25 protein-coding genes and 1 pseudogene are annotated in these 25,224 nt (G+C 61.7%); 21 read left to right on the top strand and 5 right to left on the bottom strand.

From position 1 onward, the window contains the following. Positions 1–38 precede the first annotated feature (38 nt). From CHEJ32_RS0110475 to CHEJ32_RS0110425, 11 genes are all read left to right on the top strand, one after another. Positions 39–920, top strand: a complete 882-nt coding sequence (locus CHEJ32_RS0110475) for an ABC transporter permease (RefSeq protein WP_156936677.1) — start codon at positions 39–41, stop codon at positions 918–920. A gap of 6 nt (positions 921–926) precedes the next feature. After that, positions 927–1,757: an ABC transporter permease gene (locus CHEJ32_RS0110470; RefSeq protein WP_028033841.1), complete on the top strand. Its 831-nt coding sequence runs from the start codon at positions 927–929 to the stop codon at positions 1,755–1,757. Then, on the top strand, positions 1,754–2,944 hold the full coding sequence (locus tag CHEJ32_RS0110465) for an ABC transporter ATP-binding protein (protein ID WP_051469585.1): 1,191 nt from the start codon (positions 1,754–1,756) through the stop codon (positions 2,942–2,944). The genes CHEJ32_RS0110470 and CHEJ32_RS0110465 overlap by 4 nt, the downstream gene beginning before the upstream one ends. Positions 2,945–3,245: 301 nt before the next feature. Next, positions 3,246–4,670, top strand: a complete 1,425-nt coding sequence (locus CHEJ32_RS24375) for an amidase family protein (protein WP_051469584.1) — start codon at positions 3,246–3,248, stop codon at positions 4,668–4,670. Between the two features lie 327 nt (positions 4,671–4,997). Continuing rightward, positions 4,998–5,936 (top strand): N-carbamoyl-D-amino-acid hydrolase, encoded by a 939-nt coding sequence (locus CHEJ32_RS0110455; protein WP_028033839.1) that lies wholly within the window; start codon positions 4,998–5,000, stop codon positions 5,934–5,936. A 59-nt stretch (positions 5,937–5,995) separates the two neighbouring features. Next, positions 5,996–7,453, top strand: coding sequence for a dihydropyrimidinase (gene hydA / locus CHEJ32_RS0110450; protein ID WP_028033838.1), 1,458 nt, complete (start codon positions 5,996–5,998; stop codon positions 7,451–7,453). A 317-nt stretch (positions 7,454–7,770) separates the two neighbouring features. After that, positions 7,771–8,676, top strand: a complete 906-nt coding sequence (locus CHEJ32_RS0110445; RefSeq protein WP_028033837.1) for a polysaccharide deacetylase — start codon at positions 7,771–7,773, stop codon at positions 8,674–8,676. Positions 8,677–8,725: 49 nt separating this feature from the next. Further along, the gene (locus CHEJ32_RS0110440; protein WP_028033836.1) at positions 8,726–9,028 is read left to right on the top strand and encodes a hypothetical protein; all 303 of its coding nucleotides are present in this window, start codon (positions 8,726–8,728) and stop codon (positions 9,026–9,028) included. After that, positions 9,029–9,994 (top strand): GTP-binding protein, encoded by a 966-nt coding sequence (locus tag CHEJ32_RS0110435; protein ID WP_034658191.1) that lies wholly within the window; start codon positions 9,029–9,031, stop codon positions 9,992–9,994. A gap of 80 nt (positions 9,995–10,074) precedes the next feature. Then, the gene (locus tag CHEJ32_RS0110430) at positions 10,075–10,920 is read left to right on the top strand and encodes a MaoC family dehydratase N-terminal domain-containing protein (RefSeq protein ID WP_028033834.1); all 846 of its coding nucleotides are present in this window, start codon (positions 10,075–10,077) and stop codon (positions 10,918–10,920) included. 157 nt (positions 10,921–11,077) lie between these two features. Next, complete coding sequence (locus CHEJ32_RS0110425) at positions 11,078–12,115, top strand: Ldh family oxidoreductase (RefSeq protein WP_028033833.1); 1,038 nt, start codon at positions 11,078–11,080, stop codon at positions 12,113–12,115. Positions 12,116–12,261: 146 nt separating this feature from the next. On the opposite strand, the gene CHEJ32_RS0110420 is transcribed toward CHEJ32_RS0110425, so the two are convergent. The 4 genes and pseudogenes from CHEJ32_RS0110420 to CHEJ32_RS0110395 all read right to left on the bottom strand — a co-directional run bounded on the left by CHEJ32_RS0110420 (position 12,262) and on the right by CHEJ32_RS0110395 (position 14,923). Beyond that, a complete protein-coding gene (locus CHEJ32_RS0110420; protein WP_028033832.1) occupies positions 12,262–13,224 on the bottom strand; it encodes a dihydrodipicolinate synthase family protein in 963 nt (320 codons plus the stop codon). A 114-nt stretch (positions 13,225–13,338) separates the two neighbouring features. Beyond that, positions 13,339–14,042, bottom strand: a pseudogene (locus tag CHEJ32_RS24370) (GntR family transcriptional regulator). Between the two features lie 274 nt (positions 14,043–14,316). Beyond that, complete coding sequence (locus CHEJ32_RS0110400) at positions 14,317–14,715, bottom strand: DUF305 domain-containing protein (protein WP_028033830.1); 399 nt, start codon at positions 14,713–14,715, stop codon at positions 14,317–14,319. Positions 14,716–14,728: 13 nt separating this feature from the next. Beyond that, positions 14,729–14,923 carry a heavy-metal-associated domain-containing protein gene (locus tag CHEJ32_RS0110395; protein ID WP_028033829.1) on the bottom strand — a complete coding sequence of 65 codons (195 nt, stop codon included), beginning with the start codon at positions 14,921–14,923 and terminating at the stop codon, positions 14,729–14,731. Between the two features lie 144 nt (positions 14,924–15,067). Between CHEJ32_RS0110395 and CHEJ32_RS0110390 the strand changes: the two genes are divergently transcribed. From CHEJ32_RS0110390 to CHEJ32_RS0110345, 10 genes are all read left to right on the top strand, one after another. After that, entirely contained in the window at positions 15,068–17,578 is a 2,511-nt protein-coding gene (locus CHEJ32_RS0110390; RefSeq protein WP_028033828.1) for a heavy metal translocating P-type ATPase, read from the top strand. A gap of 85 nt (positions 17,579–17,663) precedes the next feature. Beyond that, positions 17,664–18,113 (top strand): Cu(I)-responsive transcriptional regulator, encoded by a 450-nt coding sequence (gene cueR / locus CHEJ32_RS0110385; RefSeq protein WP_028033827.1) that lies wholly within the window; start codon positions 17,664–17,666, stop codon positions 18,111–18,113. 73 nt (positions 18,114–18,186) lie between these two features. After that, positions 18,187–18,657, top strand: coding sequence for a DUF4396 domain-containing protein (locus tag CHEJ32_RS0110380; protein ID WP_034658190.1), 471 nt, complete (start codon positions 18,187–18,189; stop codon positions 18,655–18,657). A gap of 219 nt (positions 18,658–18,876) precedes the next feature. Next, a complete protein-coding gene (locus CHEJ32_RS0110375) occupies positions 18,877–19,911 on the top strand; it encodes a LacI family DNA-binding transcriptional regulator (RefSeq protein WP_028033825.1) in 1,035 nt (344 codons plus the stop codon). A gap of 105 nt (positions 19,912–20,016) precedes the next feature. Next, complete coding sequence (locus CHEJ32_RS0110370; RefSeq protein WP_028033824.1) at positions 20,017–20,685, top strand: amino acid ABC transporter permease; 669 nt, start codon at positions 20,017–20,019, stop codon at positions 20,683–20,685. Positions 20,686–20,695: 10 nt separating this feature from the next. Continuing rightward, a complete protein-coding gene (locus CHEJ32_RS0110365) occupies positions 20,696–21,352 on the top strand; it encodes an amino acid ABC transporter permease (RefSeq protein WP_028033823.1) in 657 nt (218 codons plus the stop codon). A gap of 52 nt (positions 21,353–21,404) precedes the next feature. Next, positions 21,405–22,205 carry a transporter substrate-binding domain-containing protein gene (locus CHEJ32_RS0110360; RefSeq protein WP_028033822.1) on the top strand — a complete coding sequence of 267 codons (801 nt, stop codon included), beginning with the start codon at positions 21,405–21,407 and terminating at the stop codon, positions 22,203–22,205. Positions 22,206–22,227: 22 nt separating this feature from the next. Further along, a complete protein-coding gene (locus tag CHEJ32_RS0110355; RefSeq protein ID WP_028033821.1) occupies positions 22,228–23,007 on the top strand; it encodes an amino acid ABC transporter ATP-binding protein in 780 nt (259 codons plus the stop codon). Between the two features lie 69 nt (positions 23,008–23,076). Then, a complete protein-coding gene (locus CHEJ32_RS0110350; RefSeq protein ID WP_028033820.1) occupies positions 23,077–24,015 on the top strand; it encodes a 2-hydroxyacid dehydrogenase in 939 nt (312 codons plus the stop codon). Between the two features lie 15 nt (positions 24,016–24,030). Continuing rightward, entirely contained in the window at positions 24,031–24,354 is a 324-nt protein-coding gene (locus tag CHEJ32_RS0110345) for a hypothetical protein (RefSeq protein ID WP_028033819.1), read from the top strand. 167 nt (positions 24,355–24,521) lie between these two features. Here the strand turns inward: CHEJ32_RS0110345 and CHEJ32_RS0110340 are convergent, their stop codons facing one another. Beyond that, a complete protein-coding gene (locus tag CHEJ32_RS0110340; RefSeq protein WP_084032754.1) occupies positions 24,522–25,220 on the bottom strand; it encodes a FadR/GntR family transcriptional regulator in 699 nt (232 codons plus the stop codon). Positions 25,221–25,224: the final 4 nt, after the last annotated feature.

Here is a 25,224-nt window from a genome sequence, read left to right as displayed (position 1 = left end):
AGGGGAGGGTGTCTGCGGCCACCCTCCCGGCATCCCGGATGAAGATGACCGCGGACAGCTCCGGCAGGAAAGCGTGGGCGCCCTACCTGCAGGTAGCGCCGCTCACGCTCGTTCTCCTGCTCTTTTTCGCAATTCCGGTGGCCCTGGTGGTCGTGGTGAGCTTCTTCCGCTACCAGATGCTCGTCGGGCTGGTACCGGACTTCACCTTCAAGAACTATGTCGACATCCTGACCAATCCGACGAACTGGTCGCTTTACCTCTCGACATTCAAGTTCACGATCATCGTGCTCGCCATCACCTTCGTGCTCGGCTTCTGGATTTCCTATTTCCTCGTCTTCCATGTGCGCAACCTGATGACGGCGATCGCGCTGTTTCTCATCTGCACCGTGCCGTTCTGGACGTCCAACATCATCCGAATGATATCCTGGCGTCCGGTGCTCGGCCGCGAGGGGCTGATCAATCAGGCGCTGCAGGGAATGGGTGTCACCGCCCAGCCGTTGGATTGGCTGCTCTATTCCGACTTCTCGGTGATTGTGGCCTATGTGCACCTCTACACGCTGTTCATGATCGTGCCGATTTTCAATTCCATGGCGCGCATCGACAAATCGCTGCTCGAGGCCGCGGTTGACGGGGGCGCCTCGCGCTGGGGCGTGGTGTGGAACGTGGTATTGCCCCTGAGCAAGACCGGCATCGCGCTCGGCTCGCTGTTCGTGGTCACGCTGGTGATGGGAGACTTCTCGGTTGTGACCGTGATGAGCGGAGGTCTGTCGGGCTCCGTGACGTCCGGCATGTTCAACGACCTGCAGTTTCTGAACTACCCGCGGGCCGCCGCCAATGCCGTTATCCTTCTCATTGTCGTCCTGCTCATCGCCGTGGCCATCTTCCGGCTCGTCGATGTGCGTAAGGAACTCGTGAGGTAAGCCGCCATGGCCCTCCCTTCCTACGGAAAGAGACCCTGGACCTTCTACGTCCTGGCCACGCTTTTCACGCTTTTCGTCATCTTCCTTTACGGTCCGATGATCAGCGTGCTGATCCTGTCGTTCCAAGGCCCTTCGGCCGCGCTCAACTTCCCGCTGCGCGACCCATCGCTGATGTGGTTCGACGAGCTCTTCAATCCGCGGCGCGTGGGTGACGTGCCCGGCGCATTCCGGCGTTCCTTGCCGCTGGCGCTGATCACCATGCTTCTCACTGTGGTCATCGCGGTGACGGCCGGTTTCGCATTCCGCCACCGTTTCCGAGGCGCAACGCTCGTCTTCTACATGGCGATCGCAAGCCTCATCATTCCCGGTCTCGTATTGTCCATCGGGATCCTGGTGACCGCACGCTTCCTCGGGCTTTCGGCGAACTGGTACACGACAGCGCTCGGCGCGCATCTGTCGTGGACGCTGCCCTTCGGCCTGCTCATCATGTTTGCCGTGCTCGGTCGGCTCAGCCCCTCTTACGAGGAAGCTTCCTACGATCTTGGCGCCACACGCTGGCAGACGGTCAAAGACGTGGTGCTGCCCATCGTCTTCCCGGGGATCATCGCCGTTGCGCTGTTCGGCTTCACGCTGTCCTATGACGAGTTCCCGCGAAGCTGGCTCACCGTCGGCACATTGAACACGCTGCCGCTCGAAATCTGGACGATGACGACCAATGTCACGTCACCAGCACTCTATGCGCTGGGCACGGTGACCACCATCGTGTCCTTCATCGTGATCGCGCTCGCACTCGGGTCGATCCTCCTCATTCAACGCAGGCGTTCCGGATCATCATGAATTACGCGCCCACCTCCATCTCACCTGCCCATTCCGTCCATACAAAGGGAGCCGGCGAGATCCGCCTGGTCAACCTGACGAAATCCTTTGGCGACATGGATGCGGTCAAGGATATCAATCTCACGATCCCGCACGGGTCCTATTGCTGCCTTCTCGGCCCCTCCGGCTGCGGCAAGACGACCATTCTGCGGATGATCGCAGGCCATGAGACCCCCACCACCGGCGAGATCTATATCGGCGACGATATGGTGGTCGGAAAGACGCCGGTGGAGCGCGGCACGGCGATGATGTTTCAGAGCTACGCGCTGTTCCCGCATCTATCCGTGCTCGACAATGTCGCCTTCTATCTGAAGATGCGCGGCGTGGGGAAGGAGGAGCGCCGGACGCGCGCCCGCGAGATGCTGGAGCGCGTGCAGCTCTCGCATCTGGCCAATCGGATGCCGGCGCAGCTTTCCGGCGGCCAACAGCAACGCGTCGCGCTTGCTCGCTCCCTCATCACCAATCCGAAGGTGCTGCTCCTGGACGAGCCGCTCTCCGCGCTGGACGAGTTCCTGCGCTTGCGCATGCGCGGGGAACTGAAGAACTTGCAAGACGAACTCGGCATTACCTTCGTGCATGTAACCCATACCCAGCCTGAGGCGATCGCGCTCGCCGACATGGTGGTTGTGATGGATACGGGCCGCATAGAGCAGGCAGCGAGCGCCAACGAAATCTACAACCGGCCCGCGACGCCCTATGTGGCGCGCTTCATGGGCGGCCAAAACGTGTTGACGGGGAGGGTGGAGAGCATCTCGCCCACCGGCATGGTGCTGAAAAGCGAAAAGGGCGAGATCTTCAATGCGCCTCTTACGGGTGCTGCGCCGAAGCTGGGCGAACCCGTATCGATATCCATGCGCCGCGACCGCATCAGCATCAGCAAGCCGCAAAACGGCAAGGGCGCGCAGCAGGCTGACGCGGTAACGGGTGTGGTCGATTCCACGGAATACCAGGGCAGCTTCGTGAAGGTCAGCATAGTGCTCGACGGTGGCGAGACCTTCGTCGCAAACATGCCCGACCATGAATTTTTCGCGGAACCGGTGGATCACGGCGTCCCGGTGGTCGCCCGCTGGAAACCGGAGCATGTGCATGTCCTGTCCAAGGCCGATACCGAGGGGACGAAAGACCCCTATGCAGGATCGGGACACTGATCGGCGGGCAGGGCGAAAGGGAGGAGCCACGGCAGGAGCAGCTAGCCAACCGAAATGATCGGCCGAACCGGCAGAACGGGCCGACGGTGCACTGCACGTCGGAGGGTTGATGATTTGCCTGAAGACGCCGTGAGGCCCGGTCGAGACGCAAAACGGCATGGGGATTACCCGTTTACCGGAGGGGTGGATTTTGTCTTCGCAGTCCTTCCGGGCGAGCGGAAAAGCTTCGAGGCGTTGCCGCTGAGACGAAGATTAGACTGGGTTCGGCCGGCGCTTGTCAAAATCGAGCAGGAGCAAAGCTTTGGCACAAATCGAGGAAATCGCAAGCCGCTCGGCCACGGAGATCGGCCTGGCCTTTCGTAACGGGGAGGCAGACCCGGTCGTCGTGACGGAATGCCTTCTAGAGAGGATCGAGAGGGCACGGGGGGACAACACCTTCATCACGGTCACCGCCGAACGAGCGCGCAGGGAGGCCGAGGACGCCCGCGTCCGTTACCGCGAAGGTCGCCCGCTTTCAGCACTTGATGGCGTGCCTATCGCCTGGAAGGACTTGATCGACGTCGCAGGTGCGCCAACAACCGGAGGCTCTCTTCTCTTCAAGGAGACGCCGCCTAAAACAGCCGACCATACATGCGTCGCGAACGCAGCACGCGCCGGCATGGTCTCCATAGGCAAGCTCAACCTGACCGAATTCGCCTATTCCGGGCTCGGCCTCAACCCGCATTTCGGAACGCCGGTAAACCCGAACGATCGCAGCACTCATCGCGCACCCGGCGGTTCCTCGTCCGGTGCCGGCACTGCGGTCGCCGCGCGGCTCGTCCCTTGTGCGGTAGGCTCGGATACAGGAGGCTCCGTGCGGCTTCCGGCAGCCTTCAATGGGGTGACCGGCTTCAAAACGAGCGAGGGCCGCATCGACAAGACAGGCATGCTTGCGCTCTCACGCACGCTCGATACGATCGGGCCTCTCGCCCGCACCGTCGCCGACTGCGTCCATCTCGATATGCTCCTGCGCGGCGCCGTCAGCACCGGCGTGCGGAGGCAGGAACTCGCCGGAGTGCAATTCGTCGCCCCTACAAATGTGGTGCTGGCGGAATGCGAGTCGGCGGTACTGGACAATTTCGAGCGCGTTCTCGAGGAGTTTGAGCGCGCTGGCGCGAAAGTCGAGCGTAGAAAACTAGCCGCGCTCGACAGGCTGGTGGAGATGACGGCCGCACACGGGACGCTTACCAGCGCCGAAGCCTATTGCGAATTCCGCGATATCGTCGAAAGCGAGCAGGGTAGGGCGGTCGACCGACGCGTGGTCCACCGCATCATGCAGGGCAAGTCCATGTCGGCCCATGACCTGCTGTGTATCCAGAGCGGGAGAGAAGCCGCAATTGCGGAATTGCAGCGGGATGTGGGAGACGCCTTCCTCGCTCTGCCCACCACTGCGATCACCGCCCCGGAGGTCGCGCCCCTGGAGGTAGACGAAAAGCTCTTCCATGATGTCAATCTGCGCGCCCTGCGAAACACCACGATGGGCAACCTCCTGCGGGAATGCTGCCTTGCATTGCCGAGCGGACGCGACGCCGCCGGCTTGCCGACGAGCATCATGATCTCGGCACGCCATGGCCAGGACGAGAGGCTGCTTGGGATCGGCCTGGAGGTGGAGCGGCTCGTCAACCGCTTCTTCGAACCCTTGCCGGCGGTCATGCGATCGGATCGAGCCATGGAGCTGAAGAAGTGATCGAACGAACCCAGGCCGGAGGAGCGCGGGCGCGGGGGCATGGCCAGACTGCTCATGCCGCTCGTGTTTCCGGAAGACTGGGCTCGGGAGTCTCGATGGCGCTCATGGCAAAGACGTGCGAACCGCGGCGGACCTCGCGCGTCGGTTGGGCAGGCCCGCCTCAGGGGCCGAGCAGGCGGCTGCCCTGTGGTCGGCGGCCTCGGTCTAGTCTGACCGGGGCGCCGACCACACCGAAATCTACCGCTTCCCTGCAGGCGAAAATACCGTTTCAATGGGCAAGGGGCGGCAAACGGGGTTGAGAAGACCCGGTTTATCGAGGAGGACGAGATGACACGCATCGTCAATGCAGCCGCCGCGCAGATGGGGCCCATCAGCCGGTCCGAAACGCGCAAGGATACGGTCCGGCGCCTGATCGCGCTCATGCGCGAGGCGAAGGCCCGCGGTTCCGACCTTGTCGTCTTTACCGAACTCGCGCTCACCACCTTCTTTCCCCGCTGGGTGATCGAGGACGAAGCTGAGCTCGACAGCTTCTACGAGAAGGAGATGCCAGGGCCCGAAACCCAGCCGCTCTTCGATGAGGCGAAGCGCTTGGAGATCGGCTTCTATCTCGGTTATGCCGAGCTGGCGGAGGAGGGCGGCAGGAAGCGGCGCTTCAACACCTCTATCCTTGTGGACCGCAGCGGCCGGATCGTCGGCAAGTACCGCAAGGTGCACCTGCCCGGGCACAAAGAGCCGCAGCCCGGCAGGAAACACCAGCATCTCGAGAAACGCTATTTCGAGCCCGGCGATCTCGGCTTCGGTGTCTGGCGCGCCTTCGACGGCGTAATGGGCATGTGCATTTGCAACGACCGCCGCTGGCCGGAGACCTACCGGGTCATGGGCTTGCAGGGAGTGGAGATGGTCATGCTGGGCTACAACACGCCGTATGACCATACCGGTCACGACGACATCGATTCACTCACCCAGTTTCACAATCATCTCTCCATGCAGGCGGGCGCCTACCAGAATTCGACCTGGGTGATCGGCACCGCCAAATGCGGCACCGAGGAGGGCTCCAAAATGGTGGGGCAGAGCGTGATCGTTGCGCCCTCCGGCGAGATCGTCGCTATGGCCTGCACGATCGAGGACGAGATCATCACCGCACGCTGCGATCTCGACATGGGCAAGCGCTACCGGGAGACCATCTTCGATTTCGCCCGCCATCGCGAGCCCGACGCCTATCGCCTGATCGTCGAGCGCAAAGGGGCTGTGCCGCCGCCGCAGTGATCGGAACCTGAAAACGAAATATCCCGCCGGACGGTGGGAAGGTGAAAGGAGGAGTCTCCATGACAACAGTTATCAAGGGTGGAACGATCGTCGCCGCCGATCGCAGCTATGAAGCCGATATCCTGATCGAAGGCGAAAAGATCGCCCAGATCGGCAGGGATCTGCAGGGCGACAAGATTGTAGACGCCGAGGGTGCCTATATCATTCCCGGCGGCATCGATCCTCACACGCATCTTGAAATGCCCTTTATGGGCACGACCACTGCCGAGACCTGGGAGTCCGGCACTTTCGCGGCTCTCTCCGGCGGCACCACGATGGTTGTGGATTTCGTCATTCCCGGGCCGGCGGGAATGCTTGCCGCCTTCGATCAATGGCAGGAGAGGGCAGCGCGCCAGGCTTCGTCCGACTACTCGCTGCATATGTGCGTGACCGGCTGGTCAGAGCAGATCTTCGAGGACATGGCGAAGGTGGTCGAGCGCGGTGTCAACACCTTCAAGCATTTCATGGCCTATAAGGGCGCGCTGATGGTGAACGACGACGAGATGTTCGCCTCCTTCCAGCGCTGCGCCGCCCTGGGCGCCCTCCCGCTCGTGCATGCGGAAAACGGCGACATCGTCGCCTCGCTGCAGCAGAAATATATGCAGGAAGGCCTCACGGGTCCGGAGGCTCATGCCTATTCCCGCCCGCCGGAGGTCGAGGGCGAGGCCACCAACCGCGCCATCATGATCGCCGATGCCGCAGGCGTGCCGGTCTATATCGTGCATGTCTCCTGTGAACAGGCGCACGAAGCGATCCGCCGCGCTCGCCAGAAGGGAATGCGCGTCTATGGCGAGCCGCTCATCCAGCACCTGCTGCTTGACGAGTCCGAGTACAAGAGAGCCGACTGGGACGAGGCGGCTCGGCGGGTGATGTCGCCGCCATTCCGCGATAAAAGCCATCAGGACAGCCTCTGGGCTGGGCTCGCAGCGGGCTCGCTGCAGGTCGTGGCAACGGACCACTGCGCCTTTACCACTGAACAGAAGCGGCTGGGACTCAACGACTTCACGAAAATCCCGAACGGCACCGGCGGGTTAGAGGACCGGTTGTCGCTGCTGTGGACCTATGGCGTGAAGACGGGGCGGCTCACGCCTAACGAATTCGTCGCCGTCACCTCCACCAATATCGCACAAATCCTGAAAATCTATCCGCAAAAGGGCGCAATCCTGACTGGGTCCGATGCCGACCTCGTCGTCTGGGATCCAGCCAAATCGAAGAAGATCACTGCTTCCGCTCAGAAATCCATCATCGACTACAATATCTTCGAGGGCTACGAGGTGACCGGCATGCCGCGATACACGCTCTCACGCGGCGAGGTCGTATGGGGCGAGGAAGGCAGCAACGAACCGCGGCCCGGTCGCGGTAGGTTCGTCGAGCGCCGGCCCTTTGCCGCCGTCAGCCGTGCCCTTTCAACCTGGAAGGAGATCGTCGCTCCGCGTGCGGTGGAGCGCTCGGCAAAGCATATGCCGATCGGCGTTTGAACTTTTGAGGCAGGCTCGAGCTACGGCTTGGCCTGCCTCAGGACAATCCATGCAAGAGGATGGCCGATTGATGCCCGAGGAAGCATCAATTCCTTGTCTATGCTATTGTTGTGGCAGGAATTTTTTCAAAATTCGGCGCGCAAATCTTGTTGCATAAACTGGATACTATGATCATCATGGATCGGGAGCCGTTTTCTTTGAAAGCGGCCCTTGGCAGGAATGCCGCGCCAGCCTGGGAATGCGTGGCGCGGTGATAACGGGAACACACGCCGGCTGCAGGCGTAAGAAAGTCCGGCTTGGCAAGAGGAGATTTATAAGTGGCGAAGAAAGAAATCTTTTGCGCATTCGGCACGGATATCGACTCCGTGGCAGGCTGGATCGGCTCTTATGGAGGCGGCGATTCTCCGTCGGACATCCAGCGCGGCGTCTTCGCGAGCGAAGTCGGCGTGCCGCGCCTCCTCCGGCTCTTCAAGAAATACGACCTTAGAACCAGCTTCTTCATCCCCGGCCACTCGCTGGAGAGCTTTCCCGATCAGTGCCGGCAGATCGTTGACGAAGGGCATGAAATCGGCGCCCATGGCTACACGCACGAAAACCCGATCGCGATGACGCCGACCCAGGAGGAGGCCGTCCTGGCCAAATCCGTGGATCTTATCGAGAAGCTGAGCGGCAAGCGGCCTCGCGGCTATGTGGCGCCCTGGTGGGAAATGTCGGCTTCCACGGCGGCGCTGCTGAAGAAATACGGCTTCAAATACGATCACAGCCAGGGCTATCGCGACTTCCAGCCTTTCTATGCGCGCGTTGGCGATAGCTGGACCACGATCGACTACTCCAAGAAGGCCGAAGAGTGGATGAAGCCCATGGAGCATGGTCAGGAAATCGATCTGGTAGAGATTGGAGCCAATTGGTATGTGGATGACTTGCCGCCGATGATGTTCATGAAGAAGTCGCCCAACAGCCACGGCTTCGTCAATCCGCGCGACATAGAGGAGATGTGGCGCGACCAGTTCGATTGGGTCTATCGTGAGATGGATTACGCGGCCTTCTGCTTCACCATTCACCCGGACGTCTCCGGCCGGCCACAGGTGCTTTTGATGTTGGAGCGCCTGATCGAACATATCAACGGCCATGACGGCGTACGCTGGGCGACATTCGAGGAAATCGCCGACGATTTCCGTCAGCGCTATCCCTTTGAAGGCAAGGAGCGGCCGCCGGTTATCTGATGTTGCAGGAGGGCGTCCTTCCCGCCGCCCGAGCTTGAGGAGAAAAGCCATGTGCGCCAATTGCGGTTTTCCTTCCGCGCCGGGCCACTGGACGGAGGCGGGCGCGGCAACGCCCGCCGACCGGCTCCGAGCGCGTTTCCGCCGCGCCGAGCGTCTGCGCGCGATCCTCTTGCCCTATGGGTTGACCGTCCATGATGACGGGATGGTTCCGGGAATGACGGTTTCGACGCTGTCGGGCCACCACGAGATGGTGGCCGATCTCGCGGAGCTCTGGTCCGTCGTCGAACGTATGAGTGGGCGGACGCTCGATCCTCTTGATCCCCGCTTCACCCGGCCCGAGACCGCGCAGTAGATGGAATCCTCGACGGACGGGCGCATTCGGCTTACGATCCTCGGCGGCTTCCTCGGCTCCGGCAAGACCACATGGCTGCGCCATCAACTGCATCGCGGGCTCCTGCGTGATGCAGCCGTCATCGTCAACGAGGCCGCCGAGCGGCCGGTGGACGACGTGCTTCTCGCACAAGCCGCCAAGCTCTCGGTGCTTGCCGGTGGCTGCGCCTGCTGCAGCGGCAGGGACGAACTCATAAGGCTCCTCCGCGCCTTCTGCGACGAACGCCTGGGCGCCGGCACGCGCCTCGCTTCCACCAGGCAGATCGTGCTGGAGACAAGCGGTCTTGCCGATCCCGGCCCAATCGTCGATGCCCTGCGTAGCGATCCGGTTCTCATCCACCACATCGTTGTGAGCGAGATCGTCGTTACGGTGGATGCCCTCCATGGGCTGGCGCAGATGAAGCGGGAGCCCCTGTCCCGTCGTCAGATCGAAACCGCCGATCGTCTGATCGTCACCAAGATGGACGAGGCCGGTCATCCCGAAACCCAGCGCCTGCTCGCCACGCTGGCACAGATCAATCCCGGCGCCATCGTCTCCGGCGCTATCATGGGCAACCCCGCCTCGCTCCCGGATTTCACCGGGACGGCGCCGGAACCCTTAGGCGACTTCTCGCCCGAAGCAGATGCACCCATCATCGCGATGCGGCTCGACCTTTGGGACTCCGTGGACTGGACGGTATTCAGCCTGTGGCTGAGCGCCTTGCTTCATGCCCGGGGCGAGGATGTGATGCGCGTGAAAGGCGTGATCCGAACCCCGGCCGGCCGCCTACTGTTGCAGACCGTGCGCCGGGTCGTCCAGCAGCCGGAGATCCTTCCCGACGGGGACGACGAAGCGGAACGAGAGGACAATTCGGTGGCCTTCATCGGCCGGGGATTTGCTGCAGAAGATCTGCGCAGATCACTGCGGCTTTTCACCGGCGAAGCGTGATACCCGACAAATCATGTCGCGCCGATCTCTACCCTCCCGCCACCCTTGTTCTTGTTGTGCTTTAAGGAGCTGATAAGGCGATGAACGATGCCAAGCCCTTTGCAGAATGGATCGGGCGCCAGAGTGAATCGGTCGATTACGTGACGGAGCGCCTGGTGGCCAGCTTTCGCGCGATATTCGAGCCGCATCTTGCGCAAGTTCCCGACGGTACGGCCCCTTTGGGCATCCATTGGTGCCTGTCGCCTTCCATTGCGCCCATGGCCGAACTTGGGCCCGATGGCCATCCTGCAAAAAACCGTGATTTGCCGCCGGTGCCTCAACCGCGCCGCATGTGGGCGGGCGGGACTGTCGAAACGCTCGGTCCACTGCACATTGGCGACCGGGTCCGCCGGGTTTCGACCATTGCGGATGTGACAGGAAAACGGGGGCGCAGCGGGGAGCTCTGGTTCGTCGCCGTCGATCACGAATATATGACGGAGCGCGGTCCCGCCATCCGTGAGCGCCACGACATCGTCTATCGCGAGGCTTCCAGCATCGTGTCCGCAACGAAGGCGGAAGAACAGGGCCCGTTGGAGCATGAAGCCTCACAACGGTGGGAGATTGATCCCACGCCCACGCTACTCTTTCGATATTCGGCCATAACCTTCAACGGCCACCGCATCCATTACGACCAACCCTACGCGACCCAGGTTGAAGGATATGAAGGCCTGGTCGTGCACGGTCCTCTTCAGGCAACCCTGCTGCTCAACCTCGCGGCCTCTGACGGCAGCACACCGCGCCGGTTCTCATATCGTGGCCTCGCGCCGGCCTTTGCCGGAAACCCGCTTTTCGTCTGCAGAGGGGGTGAGGGGAGAACAGGAGAGCTCTGGACCGCAAATCCATATGGCCGGGTTCACATGAAAGCGATAATAGCCGAAGCAGAATAGTGCAGGGATTCCCGGCGGCCGCTTAGCGACGCGACCGGCGCGAACGATCCGGCAGGCTTCGTTCGAATCCGGCCTCAACACCTTCCCTTTCTGCATATTTCAAGTATGCAGAGCCCGCGCCCGAATTGCGGGCCTACTATGAGGCAAGGAGCGTGCAATGAACCAAGCTGTGACCTTCCCCGTGGAAACTCTGCTGGCCCGCGTCGAAGCGATTTACCGCAGAGCAGGGCTCAACATGGTGCAGGCCACCTCGATTGCCCGGGTGATTGTCGCTGGCGAGCGCGATGCTTGCAAGTCCCATGGGATTTACCGCATCGAGGGAACGCTGCGCACCCTCAAAGCGGGTAAGGTCCGTCCCGATGCGCAGCCTCGGCTGCTTGCGGGGGAGGGGGAGGCTATCCTGCGTGTCGACGCGGATGGCGGCTTTGCCAATCCGGCCTTCGACCTGGGCCTAGGCGAATTGGCGAAGCGTGCCCGCAAGCTGGGCATGGCGGCGCTTGTCATCAATGACTGCACTCATTTTTCTGCGCTCTGGTCCGAGGTGGAAGGCGTAACCAGCGAGGGATTGGCTTGTATCGCCATGTGCCCCAGCTATTCCACCGTCGCGCCGGCTGGGGGCAACCAGGCGCTGCTGGGCACCAATCCTTTTGCCTTCGGATGGCCCCGTCCAGGCGGACACCCTTATGTCTTCGACTTTGCCACTTCAGTTGCGGCGCGAGGGGAGATCGAGCTTTACCGCCGTGCCGGCAAGCCCCTGCCGGAGGGTTGGGCGATCGACGCAGACGGGCAACCCACCACCGATCCTGACGCAGCCCTGGCCGGCGCAATGCTGCCCTTCGGCGGGCACAAAGGTTCAGCCATCGGCACCATGATCGAGCTTCTGTCAGCGGCGATGATTGGCGACATGAACAGCCGCGAATCTCTCGACTATCTTGGCACCACTGCCCTGGCTCCTAAACACGGCGAGCTGATTATCGCCTTCTCGCCCGAGCGTTTTGCCGCCGGTCGCCCGGGCAACCCGTTCGACCGCGCGGAAACCCTGTTCGAAGCCATTGTCGGGCAGGGCGCCCGTCTCCCCTCCCAAAGGCGTTTTCAGGCACGTGACCGCGCGACCAGGGAAGGCATAACCCTGTCGGCTGAAGAAGTTGCCCTCCTCGACCGTCTGCACGATCAGGGTCTCGACGCGATCAGCTGAGCCTTGTTCGGAAGGCAATGCCCTCCCAGAGAGGGGAGGGCAACGTCGATAATTACGGCAGCTCGTGCATCTTTAGGATGCACAAATGAAGGCTGCAGCTTATCGACTGCGCATGAGTTCCGAGCCGGCTCGGTTCTCGGGCGAGGTTATACGCGGTAAGTCTCGACTGCACCGGGCTGGCGGCTCCATGCCGAATACCAGGCTTTGAACTGGCGTAACTGGGACTCCGCATGCGCGCGCTGGCTAGGCGAAAGCTCGTCTGTCGGATTGAAGTGCAGGGCGTATTCGGGGTTCCCCTCGAGCACCATGAGATATTTGTAATAAAGAACGAGATCGGTGCCTTCGTCATACAATGAGAGCACTTCGATCGCTTCGCTCAATTCCCGCGCGCGCAGGCGGGCATCCATGTCGCCTTCCGCCGCCGCCTTGGCCAGCGCCACGAAATGCAGAGTTTCCTTCGGCAGCACATTGCCGATGCCGGTGATCGCGCCTACGGCGCCGCATTTCACGAAGCCGTGAAAGACGCAGGTGTCCACACCCACCATGAGGACCACCCCGTCATCATGGCTGGTGATGTGCTCCGCGGCATAGGTCATGGCGGCAGGGCCGCCAAACTCCTTGAAACCGATCAGATTGGGATGGGCACTGCGCAGCTCGAAGAACAGGTCCGCGCGGGTCTCAAACCCATAATGGGGACTGTTGTAGATGACGGCAGGGGTGTTCGGTGCCGCCGAGAGAATGGCTTTGAAGTGATAGCGCTGGGCCGCAACCGAGCTGCCGCGGGACAGCACGCGCGGTATCACCATGAGCCCGGCAGCACCCACTTTGGCGGCATGCGCCGCAAGCCCCACGGCCGAGGCCGTGTTGACCGCACCGGTGCCGACGATAACGGGAATGCCTGCCGCGACGAGGCGTTCCACCCCTTCCATCCGCTGGCTGTCGGTCAAAAGCGGCCAGTCGCCCATTGAGCCGCAATAGACGACTGCAGACATACCGGTTTCGATGAGTTCCTTCGCCTTTCGGACCAGAGCATCGAAATCCGGGCTCCGGTCTTCCTTGCAGGGTGTCATCAGGGCTGGAATCACGCCGGTGAAAATCGTCGGGGTCATCGAAATTGTTTCCTCTACTTGCGACGGATGCTGGACGGCAGGCGCGCCGAATCTCATGCATGTAACTACATGCACCGCATTGTATTCATATTGTCGACAAGAATCCAGCGAGATTCAGAGGGTGATATGGTGTCGGTTGTCCGTGGCGAAGAGTTGCTGGATTTGTGTGACGATCTGATCGGCGTGAGTGCGTCCAAGCCGATCGGCCAGTTCGACGTCACTCGCCTCGATTGCTGCAATCATTGCCTCGTGCTCATTCACGAACTCGGCTGGCAGACGGTCGTTATAGGACTGGTAGTAGAGACGGAGCAGCCGGCGCCCGTCATTGAGCAGGCGCAGGAAAAGGCTTTAACAATAGGGATGTCGGCCCGTCCTCGGCGATGGCCGTGTGGAAGTCCCGGTTCGTCAGGATCATGGCGACGGCATCCTGAGCGGCGACGGCTGAGGCGAATGCCTCTTGGCGTTTGCAGATAATCTTCAGATCGGCAGGGCGATGAAATTCGGCCGCTAGCCGCGTGGTGAAGCGGTACATCAGCGTGATGCGTCAAAGAACGTGTTCAGGTTGAGAACGTCGATGTTGGACACCATTGTCGACCGGTTTGGCAACGTCGTCACTAGGCCTTCGCCTGCCAGCCTGACCAGAGCTTCCCGGATCGGGGTCCGCGACATCCCGAAACGCTCGGCAAGATGCACTTCATCGACCGGGGAGCCCGGAGGTAAACGCAACTCCAGGATCTCGTCAGGCAGGATGTCATAGACGTATTTTATGCCGACCCACGCTTGCGTTCGGTCGGCTGCCCGGCGGTTTTGGCGGTCATCTCGGCTTCTCTGTCTGGAACGAAAGTCGCTTAGGTACGCCTCTTACGCCGGTCAACTGTGATTTGCAGGCGGCTGGAGGCTTGGAGATCGTAGCAGCGAGATTGAGGTGGCGCCCGGCCCGGCGGGACCAATCCCGCCTGAGCCGGACCGAGCGATAGAACCGTTCAGACCAGGGCAACGTAGCCTTAGAGAAGCTGATCACATCAGCCTGAACAACGATAATATGCCGGTGAGGCCACGTGGTCGCGGACGAAAGCCGTCCGCGCCCATCTATCAGCTGTCGTTCTTTGCCAGCCACTCGCGCATGGTCTCGATCTCGGCCTCCTGGGTCGAAATCACCTCCTCGGCGAGCTTCCGGACCTCGGGGTCGGATCCGTGTTCCAGCACCACCCGCGCCATATCGATCGCGCCCTGGTGGTGCGGGATCATGCTGCGCATAAAATCGATGTCGGGGTTGCCCGTATACTCGATCCCCATGGCCTGGTGCATGCGATCATTGGCAGCCCGATAACCTTGCACGGCCGGGTTTTCCGAACTGTTCGACGGGGCGGCCGCGTCGCCATGGCCCGTATGGGCGCCTGATCTCTCTTGTCCCATCTGGCTCTCCGCTATGGCAAGTCCGGCGCTGACGGCGATCGCACCGGCGATGAACATGATCGAAAGCTTATTCATCAAATCGCTCCAATCACGCCGCGCGAGGCGGATAACCCACCTCCTTCAGCACGTCTTCAATACGCGCGGGCGTCACCGAGGACTGAACCTCCACCTTCCTCGTTTCAGGATCCGCAGTAACTTTCGCGTCAGGATCGACCGAGTGGATGGCTTTGGTCACGCTGCGCACGCAGCCTCCGCAGGTCATGTTTTCAATGTGGAATTGCATGAGAACCTTCCTTTGTCTGTCTCATGCCGGAATAGATGGGGCTTACAACCATGGGAAGGTCAACCCCTCCAAATCGAAAATTCACCTCTTGACCTTCCCACAGTGGGAACCCCCATCTGAGGAAGCGAACAAGGAAACAGACCTATGAACGCTTCAGTCAGAAAAGATCCATCAGCGGTTGCGGCAGTCAGCCTGCCCATTGAGGGGATGACCTGCGCGTCCTGCGTGGGGCGGGTAGAGAAAGCCATCAAGGCAGTCCACGGGGTCAGGAACGCGAATGTCAATCTGGCAACGGAGCGAGCTGACATCGAGCTTGCCGCGCCGGTGGAGCGCGACGCGCTCGTCGCAGCGGTCGAGGCGGCCGGATACTCGGTTCCGGCCGCAGTGACGGAACTCGCGATCGAAGGCATGACCTGTGCCTCCTGCGTCGGCCGTGTGGAGCGGGCGCTTCAGGCCGTGCCCGGCGTGTCCTCCGCGGCTGTCAATTTAGCAACCGAACGCGCAACGGTGCGCGGAAGCGCTCAGGCGGCGGATCTGATCAAGGCCGTGGACGAAGCAGGATATTCGGCAAGGCCGCTTGACCGGAGTGCAGCCGAAGGCGATGAGGCGGCTCTTCGGAAGGATGCCGAAAAGGCCGAACTGCAGAGGGATCTGACGATTGCAGCCGTCCTGACCGTTCCCGTTTTCGCGCTGGAGATGGGAACGCATTTCGTTCCCGGCGCCCATGAGCTGATCATGCGGACAATCGGCACCCAGGTCAGCTGGTACATTCAATTCGTGCTGACCACGCTGGTCCTGTTCGTGCCGGGCATCCGCTTCTACAAAAAGGGGCTGCCCGCGCTTGCCAGGCTGGCGCCGGACATGAACTCGCTCGTCGCGGTCGGCACGTTGTCCGCCTATCTCTATTCACTGGTGGCGACCTTCGCGCCATCCCTATTGCCTGCGGGAACAGTGAATGTCTATTTCGAGGCTGCGGCCGTGATCGTCACCCTCATTCTGCTCGGCCGCTTTCTCGAAGCCCGTGCAAAGGGCCGCACATCCGAAGCCATCAAGCGCCTGGTCGGACTGCAGCCGAAGACCGCTCGGGTCCGGCGCGACGGTCGTGCCGTCGAGGTCGCGGTGGCGGATGTTGCACCCGGCGACGTGATCGAGATGCGCCCCGGCGAGCGTGTTCCCGTGGACGGCGAGGTGGTGGAAGGCGACAGTTATGTCGACGAATCCATGATCACCGGCGAGCCGATCCCGGTGGCCAAGGCCGTTGGAAGCACTGTGGTGGGCGGCACCGTCAACCAGAAGGGGGCGTTCTCCTTCCGGGCGACCGCGGTTGGCGGCGACACGGTCCTCGCTCAGATCATCCGTATGGTCGAGGAGGCGCAAGGCTCCAAGCTGCCGATCCAGGGCATGGTCGACAAGGTCACGATGTGGTTCGTTCCCGCCGTGATGGCGATCGCCGCGCTGACCTTCCTGGCCTGGCTCCTGCTCGGACCTTCTCCGGCACTGACCTTCGCCCTGGTCAATGCCGTGGCCGTTCTCATCATCGCCTGCCCATGCGCCATGGGGCTTGCCACACCCACCTCCATCATGGTCGGCACTGGCCGCGGCGCGGAGATGGGGATTCTGTTCCGCAAGGGCGAGGCGCTCCAGCTCCTGCGCGAGGCGCGCGTCGTCGCGCTCGACAAGACGGGAACTCTGACCCAAGGCAAGCCGGCGCTGACCGATCTGGAACTTGCCGGTGGCTTCGGACGCACGGACGTGCTTGCGCAGGTCGCCGCTGTGGAGGCCAAGTCGGAACATCCGATCGCGCGTGCCATCGTCGAGGCGGCCGAGACAGAAGGGATCGTCCCGCCACAGGCCACGAGCTTTCAATCCATCACCGGATCGGGCGTGCAGGCAGAAGTAAACGGCCGTCGCATCGAGGTCGGCGCTGACCGCTTCATGGCCGGGTTGGGCGTGGACATATCGGATTTCCGCGCCGCTGCCGAACGTCTGGCCGACGAAGGAAAGACACCGATCTATGTCGCGATCGGCGGCCGGTTGGCCGCAGTCTTCGCGGTGGCCGATCCGGTAAAGGAAGCGACACCCCAGGCGATTGCCGCACTTCACGAACAGGGGCTCAAGATTGCGATGATCACGGGTGACAATACCCGCACCGCGAATGCGATCGCGCGCCGTCTCGGCATCGACGATGTGGTGGCGGAAGTTCTTCCCGACGGCAAGGTCGAGGCGGTCCGCCGGCTGAAGGCGGCATATGGCCGGGTCGCCTATGTGGGCGACGGCATCAACGACGCGCCGGCGCTGGCGGAGGCCGATGTGGGCCTTGCCATAGGCACCGGGACCGATGTGGCGATCGAAGCAGCCGATGTCGTGCTCATGTCTGGAAGCCTTACGGGTGTGCCAAACGCGATAGCCCTCTCCAAGGCGACGATCAGCAATATCCGGCAGAACCTCTTCTGGGCCTTTGCCTATAACGCAGCCCTGATCCCCGTGGCCGCGGGAGCGCTCTACCCCTCATATGGAGTGCTGCTATCGCCGGTCTTTGCGGCAGGCGCCATGGCGCTTTCCAGCGTCTTCGTGCTGGGCAATGCGCTGAGGCTGCGCGCGTTCACGGCGCCGCTCGGCGCCGGCGAGCGGTCGGCATCCGCCATGCCTATATAGAAAACTGCCGTGCCGGGGCACCAGACCAAAGCTCCCGGGTAGAGATTTCGCCGGTCCCTCAATCGATCGCAAAAGGAACTGTAAGATGAATATTGGTGAGGCCGCCCGCGCATCGGGCGTTTCGGCAAAGATGATCCGTTATTACGAGCAGACTGGCCTGATACCGCCAGCCGGACGCACCGCCGCGGGCTATCGGGACTACTCGCATTCCGACGTGCATATGCTGCGCTTCATCCGACGGGCAAGGGACCTCGGATTTTCCGTATCCGAGATCAACGAGCTTCTGAACCTCTGGCGGGATCAGGGGCGGCAGAGCGCCGATGTGAAGCGCATTGCGCGCGCCCATATCGAGGATCTCTACCGGAAGATCGACAACCTGAAAGAGATGGCCGATACGCTGCAGACGCTGGTCGATTCCTGCTCGGGCGATCATCGCCCCGACTGCCCGATCCTAGCCGGCCTGGAAAAGCCGGAAGGCGAACCGTCAGCGTCCGTTCGGAAGAGGACGGGCGGCATTGATCGCCTGATGCAGTAGCTGCACTGCGGGCGCAGGGAGAATGACGATGTCAAAGCATGACACGCATCACAGACACCATGATAGCTATAGAATGTCTGCTGCCCAAGGGCATGGTCATGAAGTTTCGCTGAACCGTCTCTCCGTCACCGCAACGCTCCACTGCCTTTCCGGATGTGCCATTGGCGAGATACTCGGCATGGTGATCGGGACGGCACTGGGTTTTGGGAATCTGGAGACGATCGTGCTTGCGGTCGTACTGGCCTTCGTCTTTGGCTACGCGTTCACAATGGTCCCTCTGCTGCGGGCAGGGGTTGCGATTGGCGCGGTTCTCCGGCTGGCGTTGGCTGCCGATACGGTCTCGATTACCGTCATGGAGATCGTCGACAACCTGATAATGCTGTTCATCCCTGGCGCGATGGATGCGGCTCTCGACAGCACTCTCTTCTGGGGTAGCCTTTTTGCGGCCTTGATCATCGCGGGCCTGGTCGCCTTTCCGGTGAATCGCTGGCTGATCGCACGCGGGCGCGGGCACGCCGTGGTCCATGCCCATCATCGGCATTAACCGGGGAGTGCCTGCATTTCTGGCTCACGGAGGGCATTGCGCAGAGAAGACGGAACCCGTTCCAATCGTGGAACGGGATGGAATGCGACAGAATGTTTGTCGCTATGCCTAACTGCGCTGTGAAGGCGCTTCGCCGTCAGCCACTTTCATCATTTGACTGCCTTCCATAGCGGCCCGGCTCCAGTTGCGCCCGTGCCCGATCTGGCATAAGGCAGGCCCATGGTTTCCGGGGACCGAAAGAAAAGCCGCGCAACCCTTCTCGACGTAGCTCGGCGGGCCAATGTTTCGCGCGCTACGGCCTCGCTGGTCATTCGCAATAGCCCACTGGTGGGCGCGGCGACCCGCAGCCGCGTCGAGGCGGCGATGGAGGAACTCGGTTATGTTTACAATATGGGCGCGGCGCGCCTACGTGCGGAGCGCAGTCAAACCGTCGGCGTAATCGTGCCGAATTTGACTAACCCATTCTTCGCCGAATTGCTGGCCGGAATCGAAAGCGTGGTCGATGCCGCCGGCATGGTTGTGTTGCTCGCCAACAGTGCCGATCAGGTGGATCGGCAGAACACCCTCGTGCGCCGCATGCGCGAGCATGGAGTGGACGGCATCATCGTGTGCCCTGCCGCGGGTACCGGAGTGGAATTGTTCGAACGCCTGGCCGACTGGGGTCTGCCGCTTGTGCAGGTGCTTCGCCATTTTTCCGCGCAGGCAGACTATGCCGGCGTCGATTACGCCGGAGGCATGCGGCAGGCGGTCGATTATCTCTCCTCCCTCGGCCACGAACGGATCGCCTTCGCGGTACATGGCCCAGTCCATCCCGCCTATCAGGAACGGGTCGACGGTTTCCGGGACGCGATGTGCTCGCATGGCCATGATGCGAGCATGATCGTACGCGTGCCCAGCAAGATCGCCCAGATTGCCGAGGCCACCCAACTCCTTTTCGAGCAGAAGGCTGAGCCCACGGCAGTGATCTGCTTCAACGATGTCATCGCCCTCGGCCTTGCGGCGGGCCTCTATGATCGTGGAATTGCGATCGGCCGCGACCTGTCGCTCGTGGGCTTTGACGATGTCACTGATGCCGAGGCCGTGCGCCCGCGCTTGACCTCCGTTTCCACCATGCCGGTCGCGATCGGAGAAAACGCCGCCCGGCTCCTCCTGGAACGGTTGGCGGACCCGGCATTGCAACCGCGCCGATTGGTGAACCGGACGACACTGCATGTTCGACAGTCTTGCGGCCCCGCTGCAGTCCTGACACTCTGAACACGCCGCATTAGGTGATTGACGATCGGTCTTTTAACTTTTAGATCGATCTAATGCTTGTGCCTTGGCGAGGCGGGAGTTCAGTGAGGCCCGGGAGGCTGCCTATTGTATGAGTTCAACTTTGCGCCGGTCCTGGCGGCGCTCGATCAGCTTCTTTTGGGAGCTTGGCTCACAATCCGCCTGTCCTGTGCGGCCATGGTGCTCGGTCTTATCGTTTCGATCGTCTGCGCCTGGGGGAAAACCTCCGGTCCCAAGCCGCTGCGCTGGCTGATCGACGCCTATGTCGAGATCATCCGCAACACGCCCTTCCTGGTCCAGATATTCTTCATTTTCTTCGGCCTGCCTTCCTTGGGGCTGCGGCTGTCACCAAACAGTGCAGCGCTCCTCGCCCTTGTGGTCAATTTCGGCGCCTATGGCACGGAGATCATCCGCGCCGGCATTGAATCCATTCACAAAGGGCAGGTCGAAGCTGGCGTCGCGCTCGGCTTGTCGAAGCTGCAGGTCTTCCGATACATCATTATGAAACCGGCCTTGCGCACCGTCTATCCAGCGCTCACCAGCCAGTTCATCTACCTTATGCTGACCTCGAGCGTCGTGTCGGTGATTTCGGCTGACGATCTGGCCGCCGCCGGCAATGACCTGCAATCCGCCACTTTTGCGAGCTTCGAGGTCTATATCGTCGTCACGCTGATGTATCTTGCGATGTCCATCGGCTTCTCGGCAATCTTCTCCGTCATCGAGAAGATGGCGTTCAAATATCCGCTGAGCCGCTAGGAGCCCGACAATGATCAGAGCTTTCGGCTGGAACGAATTCTTCATGATCGTGATGGCGGCACAGTGGACCATCGCGCTCTCGGCCATCGCCTTTGCCGGCGGTGGCATCGGTGGGTTGATAATCGCGCTGGTGCGGGTCTCGGATCTACGGATCCCGCGGCTTCTTGCGATCGGTTTCATCCGGCTGTTCCAGGGCACACCGCTGCTCATGCAACTCTTCCTGGTCTTCTTCGGCATGAACATCTTCGGGTTCGCGATCAACCCATGGCTCGCCGCCACAATCGCGCTGACGCTGCACGCCAGTGCCTTTCTGGGCGAAATCTGGCGTGGCTGTATCGAGGCCGTGCCGCCCGGCCAGCGGGAAGCCGCCACCGCACTCGGGCTACGCTATTTCAACCGCATGCGTTATGTGATTCTGCCGCAGGCCGCCCGCATAGCCGTGGCGCCGACAGTGGGCTTCCTGGTGCAGCTCATAAAGGGAACATCCCTTGCGGCCATCATCGGCTTCACGGAACTCACCCGACAGGGCCAGATCATCAACAACGCAACATTCAGTCCATTCCTCGTGTTCGGCACGGTAGCGGCAGTCTATTTCGTTCTTTGCTGGCCGCTTGCGGTGCTCGCGCGCCGAATGGAGTTCAAGTTTTCCCGTGCGACCGCACGTTGACGGGAACCCTGCCGGGGGGAGGCACCGGCGCACAAACGCAAGGACAGGGAAAATGAGCATTTCTAGACGCATGGCAATGGCTCTGATCGGCGCCGGCTTGATGGCGGGCGCGATCGCCTCGACCGCAGCGGCCCAGACCGTGGAAGACATCAAGGCTGCCGGCACCGTGAAGATCGGCATGCTGGTCGACTTTCCACCGTTCGGCATCATGAACCAGAACAATCAGCCGGACGGCTATGACGCCGATGTCGCAAAGCTGCTCGCGAAGGAGCTGGGTGTCGAGGCCACGATCGTGCCTGTGACCGGTCCGAACCGCATTCCGTATCTGCAGAGCAACCAGGTCGATGTTCTGGTCGCCTCCCTCGGCATCACGGAAGAGCGGGCCAAGAATGTCGACTTTTCCAAGCCTTATGCAGGCATCTCCATCGGCGTGTTCGGAGCAGAGGATGTGGCCGTTTCCAAACCGGAGGACCTGTCGGGCAAGACCATCGGTGTGGCTCGTGCCAGCACACAGGACACCGCAGTCACCGAAATCGCGCCGTCGGATGCAACGATTCAGCGCTTTGACGATGATGCCAGTGCCGTCCAGGCGCTGCTGTCCGGGCAGGTGGAGCTGATCGGCGTATCCAACGTGGTTGCCGCACAGATCGAGCAGGCCGCGCCCGGCCGCTTCAACCAGAAGCTCCAGCTCAGCCAGCAGGTGCAGGGCATCGCCGTGCGCAAGGGCTCGACCGAGCTGCTGAACTTCATCAACCAGTTCATCGACAAGGTGAAGGCGGACGGCGAGCTCAATGCAATTCACGAAAAGTGGCTCGGCTCGCCCCTGCCGGATTTCGTGGCAGAAGCCAAGTAGGAAAGCGCGAGGAGTTCCCCGTATGACACAGGTGACGGCCAGCCCATCGCAAGGTGACCTGCGGGGAGCGTCCGGCTCCGCCGTTCTGATGGAAGGCGTCAACAAATGGTATGGCGGCTTCCATGTCCTGAAGGACATTGATCTATCCGTGAGCCGGGGCGAGCGCATCGTCATCTGCGGCCCCTCCGGCTCCGGAAAATCGACCCTCATCCGCTGCATCAATCAGTTGGAAAAGGTCGAAAAAGGCCGGATCGTCGTGGACGGATACGACATTACCGCCGGCGGCAAGAATGTCGAGTTGGTGCGCCAGGAAACCGGTATGGTCTTCCAGCAATTCAACCTGTTTCCGCATATGACCGTGCTGGAAAACTGCACCTTGGCGCCCATGAAAGTGCGGGGCATATCAAAGGCTGAGGCCGAAAAGACGGCGCGCAAGTTCCTGGAGCGAGTGCGCATTCCCGAACAGGCGGAGAAATACCCCGCCCAGCTTTCCGGCGGCCAGCAGCAGCGCGTCGCGATTGCGCGGGCGCTTTGCATGAATCCAAAGATCATGCTGTTCGACGAACCGACCTCCGCGCTCGACCCGGAAATGGTCAAGGAAGTGCTCGATACGATGATCGATTTGGCGCGGGAGGGCATGACCATGCTCTGCGTGACGCACGAAATGGGCTTTGCCCGCAGCGTCGCCGACCGGGTCATCTTCATGGATCGCGGGGAAATTCTGGAGCAGGGCACTCCCGAAGAATTCTTCGGCGATCCAAAGCATGAGCGCACGAGGAACTTCCTCGGCCAGATATCCTAGCCGGCAATCCGGGCACAGCCTTTTGGATCAGAGCAACAGCATACACCTCGAAGAGGAGCGCAGCGCAAAGTGAAGGAACATATTCTGCTCGTAGAGCCGATGATGAAAAGCATCGAGGATCGGCTGGACGCTGCGTACACCGTGCACCGGCTCTATGACCCGGCCGAGGCGACGGCGATCGAGGCTGCGCTGCCCTCGATCCGCGCGGTGGCGACCGGCGGGGCCTCCGGCCTGTCCAATGCCTGGATCGAACGCCTTCCTCGGCTCGGCATCATCGCCATAAACGGCGTCGGCACCGACAAGGTGGACCTGTCCTTCGCTCGCAGCCGCAACATCCATGTAACCACGACGCCCGGCGTGCTGACCGACGACGTCGCGGATATGGGCATCGCCCTGCTGCTGGCGGTCTTGCGCCGCATTCCCGAAGGCGACCGCATGGTCCGCGAGGGCCGGTGGGCCGGGGGAGAGCTTTTCCCGCTCGGTCGCAGTCCGAAGGGCAAGCGCATCGGGATCGTGGGCCTGGGGCAGATTGGCCGGGCGCTCGGCGAGCGCGCAGAGGCGTTCGGCATGGCTGTCCGTTACTGGAACCGCTCAAACATCACCGATACGGCGTGGGTTCGCCACGAAACGCTCGTAGAGTTGGCCCGCGACAGCGATATCCTGGCCGTCTGCATCGCAGCCAGTCCGGCTACGCAGTCAATCGTCAATGCCGACGTGCTTTCGGCATTGGGCCCCACGGGGATCCTCGTCAACGTCGCCCGGGGAAGCGTGGTGGACGAGGATGCGCTGCTGGCGGCGCTGAACGCCGGTACGATTGCCGGCGCGGGCCTCGACGTCTTCGTGAGCGAACCCAGGATCCGCGAGGACTTCTATCGCGCGCCGAATACGGTGCTGATGCCGCATCAGGGAAGTGCCACCATCGAGACCCGCGAGGCGATGGGAGAGCTCGTGCTCGCCAATATCGCCGCCTATTTGGCCGGTGAGCAGCCGCCGACGGTCGTTAACTGATCTAGAGACGCAATCATGATCATTCGCCAGGCCTTTTTCGAAGGAAGCATTCATCCGGGACATGAAGGCGCGTTCAAATCCTATGTCGCAGAGAAGCTGCTCCCCCTGTGGCGGCAGTTTCCGGGCGTGAAGGAAGTGCGGGTGCTCTACAATACCGAGCGCGATGACGGCGCACCGTCTTATCCCATGGTTCTTTCCACCATGTATGAGAGCCGGGAAGCGCTCGCAGCCGCCCTCGCATCGCCGGTGCGCTACGAGAGCAGGGAGATCACCGAGGGATTGCTGAGGATGTTCGATGGCCACATCCACCATCATGTCTTCGACCTGGTGCATGGCTGATCCTCGTTCGGTCGACTGTCCCCAACATCCATGAGACCAGCTCCGGGAATCGACATGCGGCTCTAACGTCGCCGTCTACTGGCGCGGCGAGCTTGCTGTGGCGAACTGCAGGTTTGAGGAGTATGGCGACGTCTGCACGCCCAAAGCGTCGGGAATGGTAGTTTGGCCTAACGCCGGGGTTCGAAAAGCCGGTCGCGGGAGCCCGTCAGGTGCTCCTTCATCAGGCGTCGGGCAGTATCTGCCTCACCATTGCGGACAGCTTCGAAGATCGCATTGTGTTCGATAAAGACGTGCCGCAGGCCGTCGCTCGTGTTGCGCAGCGAGATGCCGTGAAAGCGCATGCCTACCGCAATGTGGTCCTTGAGCGCGTCCATTGCCGTCGAGAAGTAGGGATTGAACGACGCCTTGGCGATTCCGAGATGGAACATGAAATCTGCGTCCTCGCGGTGAGCATTCCTGTTTGTCGCGTCGCGCAGGAGGTCCAGTGCGGCCTTCAGTTCCTGCAAGGTCTGCTCGTCCCGGCGCATCGCAGCCATGGCCGCTGCCTCGGGCTCGATCGTCAGGCGGAACTCGTAGCAATATTGCAGGTCTGAGATGTTCTCGAGCTGGCCAAAACCAAGCGGCTCCTTGAGACCGTGATTTCGCACAAAGCTGCCAGAGCCGCGACGGGAATAGATCAGGCCCTGGTCGCGCAGGCGCTGCAGAGCATCCCGCACCACGGGGCGGGAAACCTGGAATTCCGCGGCTAGCGCATGTTCGGTCGGCAGCCGCTCGTTGGGACCATAGGCGCCCGACTTGATGGCGCGCTGCATTCTGTCAAAGACAGCGTCGGCCAGGCTGCGCCGCACATTTAAACCATCAGGCATGACG

It is taken from the genome of Chelativorans sp. J32 (assembly GCF_000518985.1).
Classification (GTDB): domain Bacteria; phylum Pseudomonadota; class Alphaproteobacteria; order Rhizobiales; family Rhizobiaceae; genus Chelativorans.
Note: the sequence above shows the minus strand (reverse complement) of the source record. Positions and strands in the feature narration are given on the sequence as shown.

Excerpts from the sequence above, each read along its gene's own strand:
- CHEJ32_RS0110475 (WP_156936677.1), top strand. The coding sequence starts at position 39 with ATGAAGATGACCGCGGACAGCTCCGGCAGGAAAGCGTGGGCGCCCTAC.
- CHEJ32_RS0110470 (WP_028033841.1), top strand. The coding sequence starts at position 927 with ATGGCCCTCCCTTCCTACGGAAAGAGACCCTGGACCTTCTACGTCCTG.
- CHEJ32_RS0110465 (WP_051469585.1), top strand. The coding sequence starts at position 1,754 with ATGAATTACGCGCCCACCTCCATCTCACCTGCCCATTCCGTCCATACA.
- CHEJ32_RS0110455 (WP_028033839.1), top strand. The coding sequence starts at position 4,998 with ATGACACGCATCGTCAATGCAGCCGCCGCGCAGATGGGGCCCATCAGC.
- hydA (WP_028033838.1), top strand. The coding sequence starts at position 5,996 with ATGACAACAGTTATCAAGGGTGGAACGATCGTCGCCGCCGATCGCAGC.
- CHEJ32_RS0110440 (WP_028033836.1), top strand. The coding sequence starts at position 8,726 with ATGTGCGCCAATTGCGGTTTTCCTTCCGCGCCGGGCCACTGGACGGAG.
- CHEJ32_RS0110435 (WP_034658191.1), top strand. The coding sequence starts at position 9,029 with ATGGAATCCTCGACGGACGGGCGCATTCGGCTTACGATCCTCGGCGGC.
- CHEJ32_RS0110430 (WP_028033834.1), top strand. The coding sequence starts at position 10,075 with ATGAACGATGCCAAGCCCTTTGCAGAATGGATCGGGCGCCAGAGTGAA.
- CHEJ32_RS0110425 (WP_028033833.1), top strand. The coding sequence starts at position 11,078 with ATGAACCAAGCTGTGACCTTCCCCGTGGAAACTCTGCTGGCCCGCGTC.
- CHEJ32_RS0110420 (WP_028033832.1), bottom strand. The coding sequence starts at position 13,224 with ATGACCCCGACGATTTTCACCGGCGTGATTCCAGCCCTGATGACACCC.
- CHEJ32_RS0110400 (WP_028033830.1), bottom strand. The coding sequence starts at position 14,715 with ATGAATAAGCTTTCGATCATGTTCATCGCCGGTGCGATCGCCGTCAGC.
- CHEJ32_RS0110395 (WP_028033829.1), bottom strand. The coding sequence starts at position 14,923 with ATGCAATTCCACATTGAAAACATGACCTGCGGAGGCTGCGTGCGCAGC.
- CHEJ32_RS0110390 (WP_028033828.1), top strand. The coding sequence starts at position 15,068 with ATGAACGCTTCAGTCAGAAAAGATCCATCAGCGGTTGCGGCAGTCAGC.
- cueR (WP_028033827.1), top strand. The coding sequence starts at position 17,664 with ATGAATATTGGTGAGGCCGCCCGCGCATCGGGCGTTTCGGCAAAGATG.
- CHEJ32_RS0110380 (WP_034658190.1), top strand. The coding sequence starts at position 18,187 with ATGTCTGCTGCCCAAGGGCATGGTCATGAAGTTTCGCTGAACCGTCTC.
- CHEJ32_RS0110375 (WP_028033825.1), top strand. The coding sequence starts at position 18,877 with ATGGTTTCCGGGGACCGAAAGAAAAGCCGCGCAACCCTTCTCGACGTA.
- CHEJ32_RS0110365 (WP_028033823.1), top strand. The coding sequence starts at position 20,696 with ATGATCAGAGCTTTCGGCTGGAACGAATTCTTCATGATCGTGATGGCG.
- CHEJ32_RS0110360 (WP_028033822.1), top strand. The coding sequence starts at position 21,405 with ATGAGCATTTCTAGACGCATGGCAATGGCTCTGATCGGCGCCGGCTTG.
- CHEJ32_RS0110355 (WP_028033821.1), top strand. The coding sequence starts at position 22,228 with ATGACACAGGTGACGGCCAGCCCATCGCAAGGTGACCTGCGGGGAGCG.
- CHEJ32_RS0110345 (WP_028033819.1), top strand. The coding sequence starts at position 24,031 with ATGATCATTCGCCAGGCCTTTTTCGAAGGAAGCATTCATCCGGGACAT.
- CHEJ32_RS0110340 (WP_084032754.1), bottom strand. The coding sequence starts at position 25,220 with ATGCCTGATGGTTTAAATGTGCGGCGCAGCCTGGCCGACGCTGTCTTT.